This window comes from Reyranella sp. GW821-FHT12G01 (assembly GCF_058806575.1).
This window is the reverse complement of record NZ_JBXAPV010000001.1, coordinates 2,904,821-2,923,996: the sequence shown is the minus strand read 5'-3', so window position 1 is coordinate 2,923,996 and position 19,176 is coordinate 2,904,821. Positions and strand designations below refer to the sequence as shown.

Sequence of the window (19,176 nt, the reverse complement as noted above, 5' to 3'; positions counted from 1 at the left end):
CGCGATGGCAGACGAAGGCGATTCCCTCGGCGGGCGGCTCGGCCGCTATGCGCGGGTCGGCACGTCGGTCGGCGGGCTGGCGGTCAAGCTCGCGGGGCAGCGCTATCTCGGCTTCAACCTCGACCGCGACAAGCATGCCGGCGAACTGAAGGCGGCGTTGGGCGGGCTGAAAGGCCCGTTGATGAAGGCAGCGCAGCTGCTCGCCACCATCCCCGATGCGCTGCCGCCTGAATATGCCCGCGAGCTTGCACAGTTGCAGGCCAACGCACCCGCCATGGGCTGGGCCTTCGTTCGCCGTCGCATGGCCTCGGAGCTGGGACCGGATTGGCAGGCGAAGTTCGCGCGCTTCGACAAGGAGGCGTCGTTTGCCGCCTCGCTGGGCCAAGTCCATCGCGCGTCGCTGCTCGACGGGCGCGAAGTGGCGGCGAAGCTGCAATATCCCGATATGACTTCGGCACTCGAAGCCGATCTCAACCAGCTCAAGATGGTGTTCGCGATCGGCCAGCGCTTCGATCCGGCGATCCGCACCGACGAAATCCATGCCGAGATCACCAACCGCCTGCGCGAGGAGCTCGACTATCGCCGCGAAGCAAAGCATGCCGCGCTCTACCGCCACATGCTGCGCGACGAGAGCCAGGTGCACGTGCCTGGCGTCGTGGCTTCGCATTCGACCGAGCGCCTGCTGACCATGGACTGGCTGAGCGGCGAGCCGCTGCTCAACTGGAAGACCCGCTCGCAGGAGGAGCGCGACGCGCTTGCCATCGCGATGTTCCGGGCCTGGTACGTGCCGTTCTATTTCTACGGCGCGATCCATGGCGACCCGCATCTCGGCAACTATTCGGTACGGCCGGACGGTTCGGTGAACCTGATGGATTTTGGCTGTATCCGCATCTTCCCGCCGCGCTTCGTGCGCGGCTCCATCGAGCTCTACCGCGCACTGATGACCGACGACGAGGCGCGAGCCGTTGCGGCCTACGAGGATTGGGGCTTTACCGGTCTCAGCAAGGAAATGGTCGCCATCCTCAATCGCTGGGCCGCCTTCCTCTACGGACCGCTGATGGACGATCGACCGCGCCGCCTTACCGAGGGCATGGCCGAAGGTTACGGTCGCGAGATGGCGCAGAACGTGTTCGGCGAGCTGCGCAAGATGGGCGGCGTGCGGCCGCCGCGCGAATTCGTGTTCATGGACCGCGCCGCGATCGGCCTCGGCTCGGTGTTCATCCATCTCCGTGCCTCGATCAACTGGCACCAGCTCTTCGAGAACCTGATCGAGGGCTTCGACGTCGGTGCGTTGGCCGCACGGCAGGACCTGGCCCTGAAAGAAGTCGGGCTCGCGTGAACATCCTCGTCACCGGTTCGTCGGGCTGGCTTGGCCAGACCCTGGTACCCCGGCTTGTCCGCGACGGGCACAGGGTCGTGGGCCTCGATCCCGAGCCCGGTGCGACCACTTCCGTCGTGGGCTCGGTCGTCGATCGCGCTCTGGTCCGTCACGTGATCGAGGACGAGGGCATCACCGCGATCGTGCACGCTGCCGCGCGTCACAAGCCGCACATCGAGACCCACGACAATTCGGAGTTCGTCGCCGTCAACGTGCAAGGCACGCTGAACCTGCTGGAGGAGGCGGTGGCGCCGGGCTCTGCGGTCGACCGCTTCGTCTTCACGTCGACGACGTCGCTGATGATCTCGCAGGAGATCCGCGACGGGAAGGCGGGCGGCGCGAAGGAGGCGGTGTGGATCGACGAGACGATGGCGCCGCTTAAGCCACGCAACATCTACGGCGTCACCAAGCTCGCGGCCGAGGAACTGTGCCGTCTGTTCAATCATTTGCACAAGCTGCCCGTGCTCGTGTTGCGTACCTCGCGTTTCTTCCCCGAGGAAGACGACATGGCGCATGCCATCAGGCAGTCGGGTGAGAACACCAAGGCCAACGAGTTCCTGTTCCGGCGCCTTAGCGTCGAGGATGCGGCCGAGGCGCATGTCGTGGCGCTCGCGAAGGCGAAGGACATCGGCTTCGACACGTTCATCGTCTCTGCGCCTACACCTTTCGGCCGCGAGGACTGCCGCGAGTTGATCGTGGATGCGCCGTCAGTGGTGGCTCGCTTGTTCCCTGAATATCGCGCGCTCTATGAACGGCTCGGTTGGACGATGTTCGACACGATCGATCGTGTTTACGACGCGAGCAAGGCCAAGCGCGTGCTGGGTTTTACCTGCCGCACGGGTTTCCGCGAGGTTCTTGCTGCGCTGCGGTAGGCTGCAACGATTCCGGCTCACGGGCGTTTTCAGGGCATGATGACCCGCATTCTCCATCCCAAGCGTCTTGTCGGTGCCGCGGTGCTTCTGGCTATGGCAGCGGCCTTGTCGGGCTGTGGCGTCGTGGCCTTTCCGGTCCGGGTGACCAGCGCGACGGCCAAGATCGTGCCGGTCGCGGGCGACGTCGTGGCTTACCCGCTCGACAAGACGGCCGACGCTATCGATTGATGAGGTGGCGGACAGCGTGCAGGTCCGGCAGGACCAGCGCGCAGAGTTCGTTGATCTCGTCGGTGGCCTCGAGCAGGTCGGGCACCATCACGGTCATGGCGCCGGCTGCGGCGGCCGACCTCACTCCATTGTGCGAATCCTCCAGCGCCAGGCAGTCGCCCGGAGCGACGCCCAGCAATGCCGCCGCCTTGAGGTAGGGATCGGGCGCCGGCTTGCCGGCCGCGTAGTCGCCATGCGCCACGACATGGTGAAAACGATCGGTCAACTTGTGAGCCGCCAGATGATGCCGGACCGTGCTGTGCGCAGAGGACGTGGCGATGGCACGGGGCAGGTCCAGTTGATCGAGCACTTCCAGCAGCTCGACCACGCCCGGCTTCAGCGACAGGCGCGTCTCGACGATCACGTCGAAATGGCGATTCCAGGCGGCCCTGAATGCGTCGACGGCGAAAGACGGTCCGTAATGTTCGACGAGGAACTGGCGCGTCAGCAGCCACGGCCTGCCGATCATGCCGTGGAAGATCTCCGCCGTCATCGGCTGGCCGACTTCCCGGGCGGCCTCCATGATCGCTTCCTGATAGAGATGCTCGGTATCGAAGATGAGGCCGTCCATGTCGAAGATGACGGCCTGCGGGCGACGCGGAAGCTCCATTACCCTCGTACTCTCGGCATCATGATCATGTCCCACGGGCTCGGCACGTCACCGTGGGGGACCCACACCAGGGCCGGTGCATTCAGGGCGAACGCCTTGTGCAACACGTCTTCCAGTTGCCTTGCGTCGAGCGCCTTGAACGAGGCGATACCGAACGAATCGGCCAGCTTTCCGAAGTCGGGATTCTGCAGGTCCGAGGCGATCAGCCGGTTACCGTAGCTCTGCTGCTGGATGCGCTTCACGTTGCCGAAGGCACCATTGTCGAACACCACCACGACGACCGCGATATTGTGACGGACGGCGGTCGCGAGTTCGCCAACCTGGTACATGAAGCCGCCGTCGCCCGCGATCGCCAGCACCTTGCGGTCGGGCATCGCGGCCTTGGCGCCCAGCGCCGTGCCAAAGCCCCAGCCGAGATTGTCCTGATAGCCGGGCGACAGGAACGTGCGCGGCTTCTCGAAGGGGAGGGCGACGCGCGAGGCGAAGCCCATCTGCGAGACTTCGTCGACGAAGATGCCGTCTTCCGGCAGCGCGTTGCGGATCGCCTTCAGGAACGAGAGTTGCGGCTCCAGGCGCGACAGGCGTTCGGCCAGCCAGGCACGATGGCCGGCAAGTTCGTCGGCGCGCGAGGTCCGCTTGCGATTGTGCCGGGCGAGCGCCGCGATCAGCGCGCGAAGCTGCGGCGCGGCATCGCCGACGAGCGCGGCGTCGGGCTTGCGGAAACGCTCCGGTTCGTCGGGATCGATATCGACCCGCACGACCTTGAGCTTGTCGTCGATGCCCCAGCTGCCGTTCTGGATGAAGAAGCGCGTGCCAATTGCCAGCACGGCGTCGGCGTCCTTCCACAAGCGATGGCCGATCGGCATGTCGACGGCGAGACGGTGCGACGAGGGAATGATCCCTCGGCCGCGCCGATAAGAGCTGACCGGCGCTTCGAGTATCTCCGCGAGCCTGATCACCTCGGCGGTTGCATCCATCGCACCGCCGCCCAGCACGATGATCGGCCGTTCCGCATTGCCGAGGATCTTCGCGGCCGTCTCGACCATCTCGTCGTCGATCGTCTCGGGTGGCAGGGGCAGCGGTCCGTCGGGAATCACGACCTCGCTGCGCTTGGCCCAGGTGTCGAGCGCGCATTCCAGCGCGACGGGACGCGGTCGGCCCGAGGTCGCGTGCCAGATCGCCTGGCTGACCAGGGTGGGCGCTTCCTGCGGGCTGCGGATGCGCTCGGCCCATTTGGTGATGTGGCGCATGAGGCCCAACTGATCGTGGATCTCGTGCAGATGGCCGTGGCCCTTGTCGATGTCGGCCTGCGGGATCTGGCCGATCAGGCCGATCACCGGCGCATTCATGCCGTACGCGGTGAGCAGCGCCGCGCCGGCGTTGAGCAGGCCAGGGCCAGGCACGACACCGAACGCCTGCGGCTTGCCGGTCGCGAGCGCCGCGCCCAGCGCCATGTAGGCCGCCGTCTGCTCGTGGCGTGGATGGATCACCCGCAGCCGGTCCGAAGCATGATAGAAGGCGTCGAACAGCGGATCCTGATGCAGGCCGGGCAGGGCATATACCGTGTCGAGGCCGTGGCGCAGGAGGGTTTCGACCGTGGCTTCGGCGGTGCTGAGGCGGGGCATGCTTGGCTCTCTAGGGGCGGCGGGGAGTGCGATCAAGGCGATGACATGCGGCTGATGTTGTACGCGGTGCTCGCGCTGGGCGCGATAGCACTCCTGTTGTCCCTCCTGTCCTGGGTTGCCGAGCGCCGGCTCGAGGCCATCGCCGCGCCTTACATCAGCGCCGACGTCGCCACGCTGCCCGACGTGCCGGTGGCGCTGGTCCTGGGTGCCGCGCCGATCGGGCCCGAGGGCGGTCCCAACCGCTACTTCGTCTACCGGCTCGATGCGGCGGCCGCGCTCTACAAGACCGGCAAGGTGAAGTACCTGCTGGTGAGCGGCGACAACAGCCGTGTCGACTACGATGAGCCGACGGCGATGCGGGACGGCCTGATCAAGCGCGGCGTACCGGCCGAGGCGATCTATCGCGACTTCGCGGGCCTGCGCACCCTCGACTCGGTCCTGCGGGCGGAATCGGTGTTCGGTCAGACGCGCATGATCATCGTGTCACAGCGCTTCCATCTTTCCCGCGCGATCTTCCTCGCCCGCGAACAGGGCATCGAGGCCTGGGGCTTCGAGGCGCAAGATGTTGTGCGCGCCTACAGCATCGTCACGATTCTGCGGCGCTACCCGTCGGCGTTGCGTGCTTACTTCGACGTCTGGTTCGACACGCCGGCAAAATACACCGGCCCGCGCATCGTCATCGGCAAGGACCCGCCGAACTAGCGCGGCTTCGGCGCCTCGGGAGAATTGGCCCACTCGCGCAACTCGGCCACCGGCGAAACGACCGGCTTGCCGGCGAAGTGATTGTCGAGGTTGCGGCACACCAGGTCGGTCATGCGGCGCTGTGCGTGCTCGGTGCCGCCGCCGAAATGCGGCGTCATCACCAGCTTGTCGAGGTCGAGCAGTTCGGTGCCGGTGTAGGGCTCCTCGTCGAACACGTCGAGCGCCGCGCCTTCGATGATGTCGTTGCGCAGCGCGTGGGCCACCGCTGCCTCGTCGACCGCCCAGCCGCGCGAGATGTTGACCACATGCCCGCGCGGGCCCAGCGCCTTCAGCACGTCGGCATTGATGATGTGCCGGTTCGAGGCGTCCGAGCGCAGGCAGACGATCAGATAGTCGCACCAGGTCGCGAGCTTCATCACGTCGGGGAAATACCGGAAATCGACGTCGCCGCGCTTGCTGCGGTTGCAGTAGCCGATCTCGACGTCGAAACCTTTTATGCGCTTGGCGAACTCCAGGCCGATGGCGCCGAGGCCCAGGATGCCGACCTTGCCGCCGGTCAGGCCGGCGATCGGGCCGAACCGGTTGGGGATGCGTTGCTTCCACTCGCCACGACGGATCATCTTGTCGGCGCGCACCAGCCGGCGGGTCGAGGCCAGCAGGATGCCGAGCGCCAGTTCGGCGACGTCCGGCGCGTTGGCGTCGGCACCGTGGGTGATCATGATGCCGCGCCGGCGGGCGGCCTCCAGATCGACGCGCTCGTAGCCGGTGCCGTAGCAGCAGAACAGCGAGAGCCGGGGCAGGGCGGCCATCATCGCGTCGGAGATGCCGACGCTGCCGGTGCTGACGATCGCCTGCACGGTGGCGGCGGTGCCGGGCGGGATGTCGGCCGGGGTGGGTGTGGGACTGTGCATCTGCCCGACGATCCTGCAGCGCTCCCCGAAGGAGGCGAGCGTCGTCTTGGTGAAATGGAAACCGGTCAGGATGTGGGGTTGCTCAGCCATGGTAGAGCCCTAGCACGCGGCATGACGGACCGTAAGCGTGGGGCTTCCACGCGGCGAAAAACCGCCTTGGCAAAGAACGGAACGCTGTGCAAGGTGCGGCGCACGAAGCGTCCCGCCGCGTTCAAACGGATCCAAAGCGCTCCATGAAAATCGCCATTGTCAAAGAACGCCGGCCCCACGAAACCCGCGTGGCCGCCACTCCCGAGACCGTCAAGAAGCTGAAAGCGCTGGGCGCGGAGATCACGATAGAGGCAGGGGCGGGGACCGTCGCGGCCTATACCGACCAGGCCTATAGCGAGGCCGGCGCGACGATCGTGCCGGATGCGGCTTCGGCCATCGCCGCGGGCGATATCGTCTTCAAGATCCAGCGGCCGATGACGGCCGAGGAAGGGCTCGACGAGCTCGGCCTGCTGCGCCAGGGCCAGACCCTGATGTCGCCGCTCGGCGCCCTCACCAACCGTGAATTGGTGCAGGCGCTGGCGTCGCGCGGTGTGACCTCGTTCGCACTCGAGCTGATCCCGCGCATCACGCGCGCCCAGTCGATGGACATCCTTTCCTCGCAGGCCAACCTCGCCGGCTACAAGGCGGTCCTGCTGGCGGCCAACAATTACGGCCGCATCTTCCCGCAGATGATGACCCCTGGCGGCACCCTGGCGCCGTCGCGCAGCTTCATCATGGGCGTGGGCGTGGCGGGCCTGCAGGCGATCGCGACGGCGCGGCGCCTGGGCTCGATCGTCACCGCGACCGACGTGCGCCCGGCCACCAAGGAGCAGGTCCAGTCGCTCGGCGCCAAGTTCGTGGCGGTCGAGGACGAGGAGTTCAAGGCAGCCGAGACGGCGGGCGGCTATGCCAAGCAGATGAGCCCGGAGTACCAGGCCAAGCAGGCGGCGCTGGTGGCCGACCATATCAAGCTGCAGGACATCGTGGTCACCACCGCGCTGATCCCCGGCCGCAAGGCGCCGGTGCTGGTCAGCGAGGAGATGGTGAAGACCATGAAGCCCGGCTCGGTGATCGTCGACATGGCCGTTGAACAAGGCGGCAACTGCCCGCTCTCCGAGTTCGGCAAGGTGGTCGAGAAATACGGCGTGAAGATCGTCGGTCCGGCCAACCTGCCCGGCGAGCTGCCGACGGATGCCTCGGCGCTGTTCTCGCGCAACCTGCTCAACTTCATCACGCCGATGGTCGACAAGGAGACCAAGGCGCTCACGATCAACCTCGAGGACGAGGTCGTGAAGGGTACGCTGGTCACCCGCGACGGGCAGATCGTGCACCCCTCGCTGACCCAGGCTTAGGAGCGGCCCATGGACGACAAGATCGCAGGCGAGGCCTCCAAGCTCGCAACCCAGGCGCAGGACGTCGCCGCCCAGCTCAAGCTCATGGCGCAGCAGATCACCGACGCGGCCGCGGCGAGCCCGGTCGCGGTGCCCGACGGCCATATGCCGTTCGTGGCGTTGCTGACGATCTTCGCCCTGTCCTGCTTCGTGGGCTACTACGTGGTCTGGCGGGTGACGCCGGCGCTGCATTCGCCGCTGATGGCCGTGACCAACGCGGTTTCCTCCGTGATCATCGTCGGCGCGCTGTTGGCGGCGGGCCTCAAAGGCCTGGGCGCGGCGCAGCTCTTCGGCTTCATCGCGGTGGCGCTCGCCGCCGTGAACATCTTCGGCGGGTTCATCGTCACGCACCGGATGCTGTCGATGTTCAAGAAGAAGCCGGTCAAGAAGTAGTCGGCGGGAGCAGCAGGGATGTTCACCCAGGAACTGGCCGCCTACGGCTATCTGATCGCCGCTATCTGCTTCATCATGGCGCTGCGCGGTCTCTCGTCGCCGACCACGTCGCGCGGCGGCAATCTCTACGGCATCGTCGGCATGGTGATCGCGATCGGCGTCACCGTCCTTTCGCCCGGTGTCGTCTCGCCCTGGCTGATCCTCGCCGGTCTGGTGATCGGCGGCGCGGTCGGCACCTTCGTGGCGCTGCGCATCCAGATGACGGCGCTGCCGCAGCTCGTGGCGGCCTTCCATTCGCTGGTCGGTCTCGCCGCGGTCTTCGTGGCCGCCGCCGCGTTCCTCTCACCCGAGGCATTCGGCATCGGTCTGCCCGGCAAGATCAAGGCCCAGAGCCTGATCGAGATGGGCCTGGGCACCGTGATCGGCGCTATCACCTTTACCGGCTCGGTCGTGGCCTTCGCCAAGCTGCAGGGGCTGGTGACCGGCTCGCCGCTGGTCTTCAAGGGCCAGCATCCGCTGAATGCGCTGCTGGGCATCGCGCTGGTGGTCCTGCTGGTCTGGTTCGCGATGCGCGGCCATCCCTCGACTTTCGTCCTGCTGGTCGTGCTGTCGCTGGCGCTGGGCTTCCTGCTGATCCTGCCGATCGGCGGTGCCGACATGCCGGTCGTGGTGTCGATGCTCAATTCCTATTCAGGATGGGCGGCGGCCGGCATCGGCTTCACCCTGGGCAACACCGCGCTGATCGTGACCGGCGCGCTGGTGGGCTCCTCGGGCGCGATCCTGAGCTACATCATGTGCAAGGGCATGAACCGCTCGATCTTCAACGTGATCCTGGGCGGCTTCGGCACCGACAGCGCGGCGGCCGGCGGCCCGGCAGCGAAGAACGACAAGCCGGTCAAGGCGGGCTCTGCCGAGGACGCGGCCTTCCTGATGAAGAACGCGCAGTCCGTCATCATCGTGCCGGGCTACGGCATGGCGGTGGCGCAGGCCCAGCACGCGCTGCGCGAGATGTCCGACCTTCTGAAGAAGGAAGGCGTGCAGGTCCGCTACGCCATCCATCCGGTGGCCGGCCGCATGCCCGGCCACATGAACGTGCTGCTGGCCGAGGCCAACGTGCCCTACGACGAGGTCTTCGAGCTCGACGACATCAACCGCGACTTCGCCTCGACCGACGTGGCCTTCGTGATCGGCGCCAACGACGTGACCAATCCGGCGGCCAAGACCGACCCGAAGAGCGCGATCTACGGCATGCCGATCCTCGACGTCGAGAAGGCGCAGACCGTGCTGTTCGTGAAGCGTGGCATGGCCTCGGGCTATGCCGGCGTCGATAACGAGCTGTTCTTCCGCGACAACACGATGATGCTCTTCGCCGACGCCAAGGTGATGTGCGAGAACATCGTGAAGGCGCTCGAGGGCTCGGCGCATTAGCGAGCCGGCGCAAGCCGCTGCACCGCCGGGGGAAGGGGCAAGGCCTTCTCCGTCAGAGACAGTCACCATCCATCAGAAGATGCCGTTCGGCTCGCCCGTCGTGGGCGGGATGATCAGCATCGTCATGGCCATCGGGTTCTCGGGGCTTGGCTGGTGGCTGTGGCGGTCGTTCGTTCTGACGCACCCTGAAGCCGCCTATGTGTACGGCTTCATCATCTTCGCAGTTGGCGCGTCCGGTCTTTACGTTGCCATCCGGAACCTGGTCCGGCCCGTGCCCTTTGCGATCCAGATCTCCGATAAGGGGATCACGGCCTACCGGGGGCGCTCGCCGGATCTCATCCTGTGGTCCGACATCAAGGGGGCTCATGCCGCGATCGAGGGCAGCCAGCGGGTAACCGTGCCGATCGTTGCGTTGCAGCTTGTCGATCCGCGATCCTTCTACGCTCGGCTGGATGCCGGCAAGCCGCGATGGCTGGGGCCAGACACCGGATTACGCCCCAAATACTACCCGCTCGCCTCCACCGGCCTCGACATGGAACCGGAGCAGGTGCTCCTGGCTGTAAACGCGGCGATCCGCCGATGGGGGACGGCCGATCCCGATCCGTCGCCTGAAATGAGCTACGGATCTCTGTTCACCCGTCTGCCGGGGCGGGCGCCGTTCGCGATCGGCCTGGTATTGTTCGTTGCCCTTCTGGCGTCGCCCTTCGCCCTTCTCAATCCGCCACGCTGGATCGAAGCGGCAGCGCAATGCGACGTGCGCAATCGGTATGACGACAGGCATTGGAGGCGCGCGAAAACGACGACCGCCGCCTGGACCGGGCCGTGTGTCGAGGGGCGCGCCCAGGGCCCGGGTGTCCTCGAATGGTTTCGCGATGGCAGGCTGACGGTGCGCTATTCGGGACAAATGGAGGGAGGCCGCATCACAGGGCAGGGCGAGTTAACCGAAAATGGAATTAAATACGAAGGCACGTGGAAGAACGGCGAACTGCGCGAGGGAGTAGCAATCTATCCCGACGGCCGGCGCTACAGCGGCAAATGGGACTTGGGGAGCTGGACCAGAGGCGTGCTGACGGCGCCCGGCGGTTATCGCTTGGAAGATCGCTGGTATCAGGGACAGCTCACGGGCAAGAGCATCGCCCGGGGACCGCAAGGACAGTACGAAGGCAACTGGACCAACGGCGTTCCGGAAGGGATGGGCGTTTTCGTGACGCGCGATGGGCGGCGCTTCGACGGGAAGTGGCGTAACGGCAGGCCGGTCGATCCGGACGTGGCTCTTCTTCACGATCAGGAAAGATGGCAGTGCCTGTGGAACATCGCCTCGAGGCCGTTCGGGGACCGCTTCACGGGTGTCGGAACGACGAGATGCTGAAACCGGTGATGCCAACAGATCCAAGCTATCGCGCCGTCATCTTCGATATCGGCGGCGCGGTCGATCTCGAATTCGCCTGGGAGATGGCGCTCGATGGCGCCATTGCCTCGGCCTGCGGAATGGAAGGCATTCGCGTCGATTCCGCGATGGTCGAAGAGGCCTCTGCACAGGCGGTCGCGGCCTTCGCGCCGGATGTTCCCTCTCACATGATCGAGTCGCTGTGCGGCGGCGAGCCCTCGACGGTCGCGCGCGTGGCGCGACGCGTCGAGGCAATGACGGGACAGCTCGACGCCTTCCAGCTCAGGCCCGGGATCGGGGAACTGTTGAAGCGCCTGCTGGCGCGCGGGCTCGTGCTGGTCGCGCGTGAGCCGCGCTGGGAGCGGCTGGAGCGGGCAGGGCTCGCTGCGCTGTTCACGCGCGATGCCGACGTGCCGCCAGCCGAATGCATACTGGTGGGTGACCGGATCGACATCGATATCGCACCCGCCAAGGCCGCCGGTATGGCGACCATCCAGTTCCGATCGGGGCGCTGGCGCCGTCAGCGCCCACGGTCGGCGGCCGAGGCGCCCGATGTGGTCGTCACAGACATCGCGGAACTGGAAGCGGCGATCCTGGAATTGCTGGACGCCTGATCCGGCCAAACAAAAACCCCCGGGAATGCCGGGGGTTGTCGTTTCGTGCGGAGAAGGGAGGACTAGTAGCCCTCGCGCTCCATGCGCTTGCGCATCAGCTTGCGCGTGCGACGGATGGCCTCGGCGCGCTCGCGGGCGCGGCGCTCGCTGGGCTTCTCGTAATTGCGGCGGAGCTTCATCTCGCGGAAGATACCTTCGCGCTGCATCTTCTTCTTCAGGACGCGCAGCGCCTGATCGACGTTGTTTTCACGAACGAGAACCTGCACTTCGATCGCTTCCTTCCAATGCGGCTTGGCCCACAGATGTCCCGGGGCCGGAATTCCAGAGGCGGCGTAGGTATCACAGGGCGATACCCTTGGGAACCCCCCGTCGAGGGGCTATATTTCACGTTATGACCGAGCAAACACCCCCAATTTTACCGGAAATCGACCCTGACTCCGCCCTGCGGGACCGGCTGGCCGACCAAGTTTCGGCCGAGGCGACCTTCGAGGGCTGGACCCGGGCGGCTCTTACAGCGGCCGGACGCGGGATCGACCTGCCGGCGGGGGAAGCGGACCGGCTGTTTCCGGGCGGTCCCCTGCAGGTCCTGACCTATCTCAGCGAGCGGGCCGACCAGCGGATGGTCGCCGACATGGAGAAGGAGGGCGCCGCTTCCCTCAAGATCCGTGATCGTATCACCGCGGCCGTCCGCATCCGGCTGGAGCGCCACGTGGGCCAGCGGGAATCGGCGCGCCGGGCGCTCTCCATGCTGTCGCTGCCGTTCAATGCCGGGCTGGCGCTGAAGCTGCTCTACAGGACGGTCGATGCCATGTGGTACGCCGCCGGCGACACCAGCACCGACTTCAATTTCTACACCAAGCGCGCCACCCTGGCGGGCGTCTATTCCTCGACGCTGCTCTATTGGCTGAACGACCGCTCGCCCGACTCCGAGGCGACCTGGGCCTTTCTCGACCGCCGCATCGACGACGTGATGAAGTTCGAGAAGCTGAAGCGGCAGATCAGGTCGTGGAGCGGTCCGAAGCGGCCGGGGCGGACGGCGGCACGCCCGGTAGCACGTAGGTGACGTGGCCCATCTTGCGGCCGGGGCGGGCCTCCGCCTTGCCGTAGAGGTGCAGCCGGGCCGTCGGCTCGGCGAGATAGCGCGGCCAGTCGTTGGCCTCGTCGCCGATCAAATTTTCCATGCGCGACGGCGCCAGCACCTCGACCGAACCCAGCGGAAGTCCGCAGACGGCGCGCACCAACTGCTCGAACTGGCTGGTGGCGCAGGCGTCCATGGTCCAGTGCCCGGAATTGTGCGGCCGCGGCGCCATCTCGTTGGCGAGGACCTTCCCGTCCTTGGTTACGAACATCTCCAGCGCCACGAGCCCGACCAGGTCGAGGCCCTTCGCCAGTTCGATGCCGAAGCCCTCGGCGATGGCCAGCGTCGCGGCCGGCAGGCCCGAGGGCACGGTGGTGGTGCGCAGGATGCCGTCGCGATGGGCGTTGATGCCGATGGGGAAGCAGCGCGTCGTGCCGTCGAGGCCGCGCGCCACGATGGCCGAGACCTCGCATTCGAAGTCGACCAGCGCCTCGAGGATGCATTCGCGCCGGCCGAGCTTTTCCCAGGCGGCGGACAGGCTCGCCTTGTCCGTCACGCGCGCCTGTCCCTTGCCGTCATAGCCCTCGGTACAGGTCTTGAGGATGCCGGGCAGGGCGGTGGCGGCCGAGATGTCGGCCTCGGAGCGGATGGGCTGGTAATCGGCCGTGCCGATGCCGAGCTTGCGCAGGAAGTCCTTTTCCCGGAGCCGGTGCTGGGCGAAGTGGATCGGCTTCACGCCGGGACGGACCGGCTTCAGCTTCTCGCATTCCAGGACGGCGCCCTCGGGCACGTTCTCGAATTCGTAGGTGACCGCGTCGACCTGAGCGGCGAACCGGGCGAGGGCGCCGGCATCGTCGTACTCACCTTTGACGTGAGCGGCGCAGACCTGCGCAGCGATCGGATGGTCGTCGGGGGCGTAGACAATACAGCGGTAGCCTAGGCGCGCGGCGGCCAGGGCGGTCATACGGCCCAATTGGCCGCCGCCCAGGATGCCGATCGTCGATCCCGGCGGCAGAGGCTTCCGGGCCGGCATCAGTGAGTGGGAGCGGGGCTGTCGGTGGGGATCTTGGCGACGGCCAGTGTCTGGCGAGCCCGCCAGGCTTCCAGCGCCGACATGATCTTGGCGTCGCCAAGACCAACGATCGAGGCAGCCAGCAAGGCAGCATTGACCGACCCGGCCCGGCCGATCGCCAGGGTGCCGACGGGTATGCCAGCCGGCATCTGGACAATGGAAAGAAGGCTGTCTTGGCCCTTCAACGCCGCGCTCTCGACCGGAACGCCGAGAACGGGCAGCGGCGTCATGGCCGCGGTCATGCCGGGAAGATGGGCGGCTCCGCCCGCGCCGGCGATGATCACCTTCAGGCCGCGCGCCTTGGCGCCCGACGCATAGTCCATCATGCGCTTCGGCGTCCGGTGTGCGGAAATGATGCGTGCTTCGAACGGGACGCCCAGCGCCTCCAGGGTCTCGGCGGCGTGGCGCATGGTCGTCCAGTCGGACTGGCTGCCCATGATCAGTCCGATCACCGGCTTGGGCGTCGGGCGGCGTTTGGTGATTTTCTTGGCCATGCTCTTCTCAGGCGATGATATCGGGAATGAGCTGGCTTTCCAGTCGCAGGATCTGATCCTTGAGGCCGAGCTTGCGCTTCTTCAGGCGCTGGAGTTGGAGCTGGTCGAACGGCGGCTTCTCGATCAGGCGATCGATCACCTCGTCGAGATCGCGATGCTCGCTCTTCAGGCCCTCTAGCTTGGCCTTGATGGTCTCGGCGTCCGGCGGGTCCGACGACGTCAGGTCATTCATGCGGGGCGCACTCGTCCAGGCAGGCTAGCCACGTCGCTCCCGGCCGTGTACCCCTTCGCCCGCCCAAAGGGAAGCGCCCAAAGGCCTATCAGCCGTGTCGGATTTTCTGCCTCACCCGTTCTGGAATTTCTCGCTCGAGCTCTATGCCGGCGAAGGCGTGGCCGAGGCCTGCCTCGACCTGCAGGAGCGCCGCGGCTGCGACGTCAATATCCTGCTGTTCTGCTGCTGGCTGGGCGCCTCGGGCCGGCCGACCCTCACCGCCGATCGGTTGCGCGGCATCCTGGCCGCGAGCGACTCCTGGCAATCCGGGATCGTGAAGCCGCTGCGCGAGATGCGGCGGCGGCTGAAGAACGAGACCTGGCAGGGCGCGCTGCCCGAGACGGTGGATGCCGTCCGCCGCCGCGTGGCCGACGCCGAACTGGCGGCAGAGCATGCCGAACAGATCAAGCTTGCGAACCTGCATATGCCGCCTGCGGATCGCGATCGGCCGCCGGAGAAGCGCCTGCGCGCGGCCGTCGGCAATCTTGGTGTCTATGCAGTGTGTCTGGGAGTTGTACCCGACGACAAGGATCGCAAGGCCGTCGCGACTTTGATGGCGGCAACCTTCCCCTCACTGACATCGCCCGAAGTAGCGCAGGCTGTCGGGTTGTAGGGACAGCATTCCCCATCAAGCCAGAACACGACGATTTGCTACTATAGGATGTTGTTCTTACCCATTCTACAGCTATGATTGAGGCAGCCACCTGAGCAGGGGGAGCATCGATGTCTGTCCTTCGTCCGCCGGGACTTGGTCCTCTGATCGGCCACACGACCCATGATTCCTGTCGACTCTGGATTCAAGCGGCGGACGTCGAAGACCGGTCGGGTGAACTTGCATCCAGCCGACGGACCGTCGGCGTCCTCGGGGTGGTGAAGGAGGGGACCGGTGGCAAAGTCACGATCTCTCCGGCTTATTATTTTCGCCTGCCGCGTGAATACGATCGTTGCGGAACCTTCGTGCTCGGGTTCGACGTCGAACTCGGAAAATTCCCAACCGACGGAGTGAAGCCCGAAGATCACGGCGCCCCGATGTCGCTGAAGCCGGATACGACCTACCGCGTGCGAATGGCAACCCTGACCACAGATGATCCGGCACCGGATGCGGAAACGATCAGCGACGCGGAACTGGCGAAGATCCTGCCACCTATCGAGAACATTGGTCCACGCCTCCTCGATCTCACCGCGGACCAGTGCGAGGTAACGATCCGCACTTTCCCTCATCCCGGCCCTCATGATGGGGCGGTGAACGGCAAGCGGCAGGACAAGCTGTCGTTTCTCTTCGGGTCGTGCCGGTATCCGGGATTGTTGTGGAAGATCAAGGATGCCGATCGGATCTTCGAACACATGGTGAAGCAGTTCGATCCTGCCAGTGCCGATCCGCCGCCGCGCTTCACTTTGATGGTCGGCGATCAGATTTATGCCGACAAGTTTAACCGCTCGGTGCCGATCGGGCGGGCCGACACCTACGAGGAGTTTCAGGAGCGCTACCGGACGGCATTTTCGTCTCCGAACATGAGACAGCTTCTGCGCACGGCGCCGAACTACATGATCCTCGACGATCATGAGATCGAGGACAACTGGACGCAGGACCGGATCGACAAGGAACGGACGCTCTACAATTTCGCCATCGGCGCTTACATGAGCTACCAGTGGAGCCATAGTCCGCGATCCTATGGCCTGCGCCCTTACTACCGTTTCGCCTGCGGCGGTTATCCATTCTTCGTCCTCGACACTCGCAACGAGCGCTTCAAGGACGAAAAAGCCGGACTCGCCGACAACCACATGCTCGGCATGCCGACCATCGACATTGCGCACCGGAGCCAGCTCGATATCTTTCTGGATTGGCTGGACGATCAGCAGAAGGCCTATGGGGACACGCCCAAGTTCGTCACGTCCTCTAGCGTGTTCTGTCCCAACGACATGAGCGAGCGGCTGGATGCGGCTCCGGGAGCGGCGGCGGCCAGCCTGTTCTCGGCCAACGCCGTGCGACGCGATGGCAGCGACTCGTGGCCTGCATTCCCGAACACACGGCAAGCCATCATTAATCGAATTGTCTCGAGCAGGATACAGAATGTCATTTTCCTTACCGGTGACATTCACTGCGCGAACACGGCCCGGCTGACCTTCGAGCGCGATGGCGTCGACACCGGGCTTGTCGCCTACGACATCACATCGTCCGCCTTCTATTGGCCATTCCCGTTCGCTGACGGCAATCCGAACAACTATGTTCACGATTCAAAGGCGCCAAACCAGCGAGATCCGTTTCCATTCGACGGCGGGGAGATGAATTACCGCTCGTGGGGATTCACGCAGGAAGACAATTTTTGCCGAATCGACATCGATAAGTCGGAAACGGTTTTGAAAGTCCGACTTTTCGACCGCAATGGCGATGCCATCGAGGTGTTCGACCGCGAAGACAAGAAAGTCGTTACCAACGTCCTACCGCTCGCTCCCTGGACCTGATGACGTAATCAGCCCAGCAGGCTCTTGAACTCCGGGTCGTCCTTGAAGACGGCCAGGTCATTGTCGGTGGCGTCCGCTGGCGCATTCCAGATGCGTTGCAGGGTGGGGCGCACGTTGGGATCGATCGTGATCGCCGTTCTGCACTCATCGAGTGCTTTCTGCCTAATTTCGGCAAGCGTATCAGCCGACGCCGATGCCCTCTGCTGGTGACCATATTTCTGGCCGTAGGCACAGGCCAGCCACAGATGCAGGGAAGCGCTCTTCGGAGCACCTGCTCCTTCCTTCATGGCGAGCGCTTCGCCTTTCTCGATAGCAGTGGTGAAGCCGTTAGGCGGCTCCTCATAGAGCGCGTTGAAGACTTCGAGCCACGGGTCGGGCCCCAGTTGCTGCGAGGCCCTGCGATCACCCATTGCCGAGTAGACCTTCGCCAGAAGCTGGCGGTAGACCGGATCTCCCGGGACCATGGAGTGAACGAGTTCCAAGGCGCGCCTCGCCTCCGGCATCCGCCCCGCACGCGCCGCCGCGGCGCCCCAGGCGGCGATCTCGAGCGGGCTGGTCAGGGATTCACGTGACACACTCAAAAGGGCGGCGTCGGCCGACGCCAGAAGCGAGCCGGGCGGCGCCGGTTCGATGACGCCGGAATAGCCGATGTTAAGATCGGACAAAGCGACGGCCGTCTGGGCTGTCTCCCGGCCGACACCGTCGATCTGGTTGAGAAGTTCCGTCAGCACGGTGCGCGTGGCGACGTAGCCTAGCCAGAAGCCGCCGACGGCGAAATAGATGAACAGCGCAAGAGCGAGCAGCTGCCCGTGGGTTTCCCACTGGAAGCCATGCGTGTTGAGTTTGCCGGCGGTAGACCAAAGGAAAGTCGGCACCTGATAAAGCTGGGTCAAGCCGACACCGACGATTGTCTTGGTCAACCAGTCGGAAATGTCCGTGAGGTTGGTGTTCACGCCACTTACGGGCCGAGGCCGGGGGGGCGCCGGTGGAGTTGCCGGTGTGGCAGGCTGTCCTTCGACAGGCGCCGGCGCGGCCGGGGTGGTGTCATCAAGCCGGGCAACGGTACGAGGTACGCCGAACAATAGGCCCAGTAGCCAGCCGCCGACCAAGCTCGCTGCGCCGAACATGATGCTTAGGGCCAGCACGCGCATACCCAGCGAGAACTTGCCCTGGTCCAGCCAGGCCGCGCCACCCGCCAGGAAGACGCCGATAACACCGATCACCGAGAAACGCGTGATGAACCAATCGGCAATACCGAGGAACTCTTTGCGCTTCAGGATGTCGGTCCATGTGTTCGGTTCGCTAGCGAGACCGGCACTCATCCTGTTCGATTTGGCCCTGATCCAATCCGGCGTGCAGCGCACTAGTTCACGACCTATGACGAAGGTCAGGCAGATCGCGAAGACCAGGATCGTCAAGGCCAGTAACAGGCCCATGAATTTGAGGGCAGCGCCGAAATCGAGGAAAGCGGCGAGGTCGTTGGTGAAACTCATGACAGTCTCGATAGTTCGATTGCAGTATCGTACGTAAAGTACACGCTACCAAATCGAGCATATGATTGAGTTTTACCCGGGTAAAGTGTCCAGGCGTCGGGCCGGCAGTGATCCCGGACCAGGAAAAGGCCTTCCAGAAATAGCTCAGCGCCAGTGGCTTCGAAGTGGACGTGCGTTTAACTCGCTCAACAATGTTCTAGTGTTGTGCAATATTCATGCGTGGGGTATGCGAAATTGAGCTGCCCAATGAAGGGTTTACATGAGGTTCGTCGCGGACCAGGCCCGCTTCGCGATGCTTCATGACGCTACGCATGGCGCGCTTTTGACGGCCCACAATTTTGTTCGCCTGTGTCGATCCTGGAAACCGGCGCAACGCTCATGGCTGTTCCGGGATTATGCACAATCTGTAACGGCCGGTTGATGAACGGGTTGATTTGGCGTGACTCTACCCCAATGTCGGAGTCAGACTTCTGCTGTCCCCGCAAACAAACTCGGAGGTATCCGACTATGAGCACCGTGGACCACATCGAAGCGCTCAAGAGCAAGCACGCCACTCTTGAGCAAGCGATCCATCAAGAGATCACCCGGCCGCATCCCGATGACGATGCGGTTTGCAGCCTCAAAAAGCGCAAGCTCATGATCAAGGACGAGATCGTCCGCCTCAGCGAGCCCGACACGTCGCACTGACGACAATCAC

Annotated in this window: 21 protein-coding genes; 13 read left to right on the top strand and 8 right to left on the bottom strand. The window is 64.9% G+C overall.

Annotated features, from left to right (window positions below; genetic code table 11):
• Positions 1 to 4: 4 nt before the first annotated feature.
• From AC1RP5_RS14145 to AC1RP5_RS14135, 3 genes are read left to right on the top strand one after another with little or no spacing between them, the layout of a single operon-like run.
• Complete coding sequence (locus AC1RP5_RS14145) at positions 5 to 1,339, top strand: ABC1 kinase family protein (RefSeq protein WP_493111470.1); 1,335 nt, start codon at positions 5 to 7, stop codon at positions 1,337 to 1,339.
• Positions 1,336 to 2,250, top strand: a complete 915-nt coding sequence (locus AC1RP5_RS14140) for an NAD-dependent epimerase/dehydratase family protein (RefSeq protein ID WP_493111469.1) — start codon at positions 1,336 to 1,338, stop codon at positions 2,248 to 2,250. The genes AC1RP5_RS14145 and AC1RP5_RS14140 overlap by 4 nt, the downstream gene beginning before the upstream one ends.
• A gap of 36 nt (positions 2,251 to 2,286) precedes the next feature.
• Entirely contained in the window at positions 2,287 to 2,478 is a 192-nt protein-coding gene (locus AC1RP5_RS14135; RefSeq protein ID WP_493111467.1) for a DUF6726 family protein, read from the top strand.
• On the opposite strand, the gene AC1RP5_RS14130 is transcribed toward AC1RP5_RS14135, so the two are convergent.
• Together AC1RP5_RS14130 and AC1RP5_RS14125 are read right to left on the bottom strand one after the other, a co-directional pair.
• Positions 2,468 to 3,127: an HAD family hydrolase gene (locus AC1RP5_RS14130; RefSeq protein WP_493111465.1), complete on the bottom strand. Its 660-nt coding sequence runs from the start codon at positions 3,125 to 3,127 to the stop codon at positions 2,468 to 2,470. The genes AC1RP5_RS14135 and AC1RP5_RS14130 overlap by 11 nt on opposite strands.
• The gene (locus AC1RP5_RS14125; RefSeq protein ID WP_493111463.1) at positions 3,127 to 4,752 is read right to left on the bottom strand and encodes a thiamine pyrophosphate-dependent enzyme; all 1,626 of its coding nucleotides are present in this window, start codon (positions 4,750 to 4,752) and stop codon (positions 3,127 to 3,129) included. The genes AC1RP5_RS14130 and AC1RP5_RS14125 overlap by 1 nt, the downstream gene beginning before the upstream one ends.
• Before the next feature lie 45 nt (positions 4,753 to 4,797).
• Here AC1RP5_RS14125 and AC1RP5_RS14120 point away from each other — a divergent pair, with 45 nt between their 5' ends.
• Positions 4,798 to 5,454 carry a SanA/YdcF family protein gene (locus AC1RP5_RS14120; RefSeq protein ID WP_493111462.1) on the top strand — a complete coding sequence of 219 codons (657 nt, stop codon included), beginning with the start codon at positions 4,798 to 4,800 and terminating at the stop codon, positions 5,452 to 5,454.
• Here AC1RP5_RS14120 and AC1RP5_RS14115 read toward each other — a convergent pair.
• A complete protein-coding gene (locus AC1RP5_RS14115) occupies positions 5,451 to 6,455 on the bottom strand; it encodes a 2-hydroxyacid dehydrogenase (RefSeq protein ID WP_493111460.1) in 1,005 nt (334 codons plus the stop codon). The two genes, AC1RP5_RS14120 and AC1RP5_RS14115, sit on opposite strands and share 4 nt — an antisense overlap.
• Positions 6,456 to 6,598: 143 nt before the next feature.
• On the opposite strand from AC1RP5_RS14115, the gene AC1RP5_RS14110 reads away from it, so the two are divergent.
• The 5 genes from AC1RP5_RS14110 to AC1RP5_RS14090 all read left to right on the top strand — a co-directional run bounded on the left by AC1RP5_RS14110 (position 6,599) and on the right by AC1RP5_RS14090 (position 11,608).
• Positions 6,599 to 7,747 (top strand): Re/Si-specific NAD(P)(+) transhydrogenase subunit alpha, encoded by a 1,149-nt coding sequence (locus AC1RP5_RS14110; protein WP_493111459.1) that lies wholly within the window; start codon positions 6,599 to 6,601, stop codon positions 7,745 to 7,747.
• Between the two features lie 9 nt (positions 7,748 to 7,756).
• Positions 7,757 to 8,179 (top strand): NAD(P) transhydrogenase subunit alpha part 2, encoded by a 423-nt coding sequence (locus AC1RP5_RS14105; RefSeq protein WP_493111458.1) that lies wholly within the window; start codon positions 7,757 to 7,759, stop codon positions 8,177 to 8,179.
• A gap of 18 nt (positions 8,180 to 8,197) precedes the next feature.
• Entirely contained in the window at positions 8,198 to 9,607 is a 1,410-nt protein-coding gene (locus tag AC1RP5_RS14100) for an NAD(P)(+) transhydrogenase (Re/Si-specific) subunit beta (protein WP_493111456.1), read from the top strand.
• 109 nt (positions 9,608 to 9,716) lie between these two features.
• Positions 9,717 to 10,976 (top strand): hypothetical protein, encoded by a 1,260-nt coding sequence (locus AC1RP5_RS14095; RefSeq protein WP_493111454.1) that lies wholly within the window; start codon positions 9,717 to 9,719, stop codon positions 10,974 to 10,976.
• Positions 10,970 to 11,608 carry an HAD family hydrolase gene (locus AC1RP5_RS14090; RefSeq protein WP_493111452.1) on the top strand — a complete coding sequence of 213 codons (639 nt, stop codon included), beginning with the start codon at positions 10,970 to 10,972 and terminating at the stop codon, positions 11,606 to 11,608. Before AC1RP5_RS14095 ends, AC1RP5_RS14090 begins: the two co-directional genes overlap by 7 nt.
• A 62-nt stretch (positions 11,609 to 11,670) precedes the next feature.
• Here the strand turns inward: AC1RP5_RS14090 and rpsU are convergent, their stop codons facing one another.
• Positions 11,671 to 11,874 carry a 30S ribosomal protein S21 gene (gene rpsU / locus AC1RP5_RS14085; protein WP_020696578.1) on the bottom strand — a complete coding sequence of 68 codons (204 nt, stop codon included), beginning with the start codon at positions 11,872 to 11,874 and terminating at the stop codon, positions 11,671 to 11,673.
• 125 nt (positions 11,875 to 11,999) lie between these two features.
• Between rpsU and AC1RP5_RS14080 the strand changes: the two genes are divergently transcribed.
• Positions 12,000 to 12,671, top strand: a complete 672-nt coding sequence (locus tag AC1RP5_RS14080; RefSeq protein ID WP_493111450.1) for a COQ9 family protein — start codon at positions 12,000 to 12,002, stop codon at positions 12,669 to 12,671.
• On the opposite strand, the gene AC1RP5_RS14075 is transcribed toward AC1RP5_RS14080, so the two are convergent.
• Genes AC1RP5_RS14075 through AC1RP5_RS14065 form a run of 3 tightly spaced genes read right to left on the bottom strand, consistent with a single transcriptional unit; the run spans position 12,607 to position 14,484 of the window.
• Positions 12,607 to 13,719 carry a 5-(carboxyamino)imidazole ribonucleotide synthase gene (locus tag AC1RP5_RS14075; RefSeq protein WP_493111448.1) on the bottom strand — a complete coding sequence of 371 codons (1,113 nt, stop codon included), beginning with the start codon at positions 13,717 to 13,719 and terminating at the stop codon, positions 12,607 to 12,609. The genes AC1RP5_RS14080 and AC1RP5_RS14075 overlap by 65 nt on opposite strands.
• Complete coding sequence (gene purE, locus AC1RP5_RS14070; RefSeq protein WP_493111447.1) at positions 13,719 to 14,252, bottom strand: 5-(carboxyamino)imidazole ribonucleotide mutase; 534 nt, start codon at positions 14,250 to 14,252, stop codon at positions 13,719 to 13,721. Before purE ends, AC1RP5_RS14075 begins: the two co-directional genes overlap by 1 nt.
• Before the next feature lie 7 nt (positions 14,253 to 14,259).
• The gene (locus tag AC1RP5_RS14065; RefSeq protein WP_068191729.1) at positions 14,260 to 14,484 is read right to left on the bottom strand and encodes a DUF465 domain-containing protein; all 225 of its coding nucleotides are present in this window, start codon (positions 14,482 to 14,484) and stop codon (positions 14,260 to 14,262) included.
• A gap of 94 nt (positions 14,485 to 14,578) precedes the next feature.
• Here AC1RP5_RS14065 and AC1RP5_RS14060 point away from each other — a divergent pair, with 94 nt between their 5' ends.
• Both AC1RP5_RS14060 and AC1RP5_RS14055 read left to right on the top strand, forming a co-directional pair.
• Positions 14,579 to 15,136: a TIGR02444 family protein gene (locus tag AC1RP5_RS14060; RefSeq protein ID WP_493111446.1), complete on the top strand. Its 558-nt coding sequence runs from the start codon at positions 14,579 to 14,581 to the stop codon at positions 15,134 to 15,136.
• A gap of 110 nt (positions 15,137 to 15,246) precedes the next feature.
• Entirely contained in the window at positions 15,247 to 16,986 is a 1,740-nt protein-coding gene (locus tag AC1RP5_RS14055) for an alkaline phosphatase D family protein (RefSeq protein ID WP_493111444.1), read from the top strand.
• Positions 16,987 to 16,994: 8 nt separating this feature from the next.
• On the opposite strand, the gene AC1RP5_RS14050 is transcribed toward AC1RP5_RS14055, so the two are convergent.
• Positions 16,995 to 18,479, bottom strand: a complete 1,485-nt coding sequence (locus AC1RP5_RS14050; RefSeq protein ID WP_493111442.1) for a hypothetical protein — start codon at positions 18,477 to 18,479, stop codon at positions 16,995 to 16,997.
• Between the two features lie 507 nt (positions 18,480 to 18,986).
• Between AC1RP5_RS14050 and AC1RP5_RS14045 the strand changes: the two genes are divergently transcribed.
• Positions 18,987 to 19,166, top strand: coding sequence for a YdcH family protein (locus AC1RP5_RS14045; protein ID WP_493111440.1), 180 nt, complete (start codon positions 18,987 to 18,989; stop codon positions 19,164 to 19,166).
• The last annotated feature ends 10 nt before the right edge of the window (positions 19,167 to 19,176 follow it).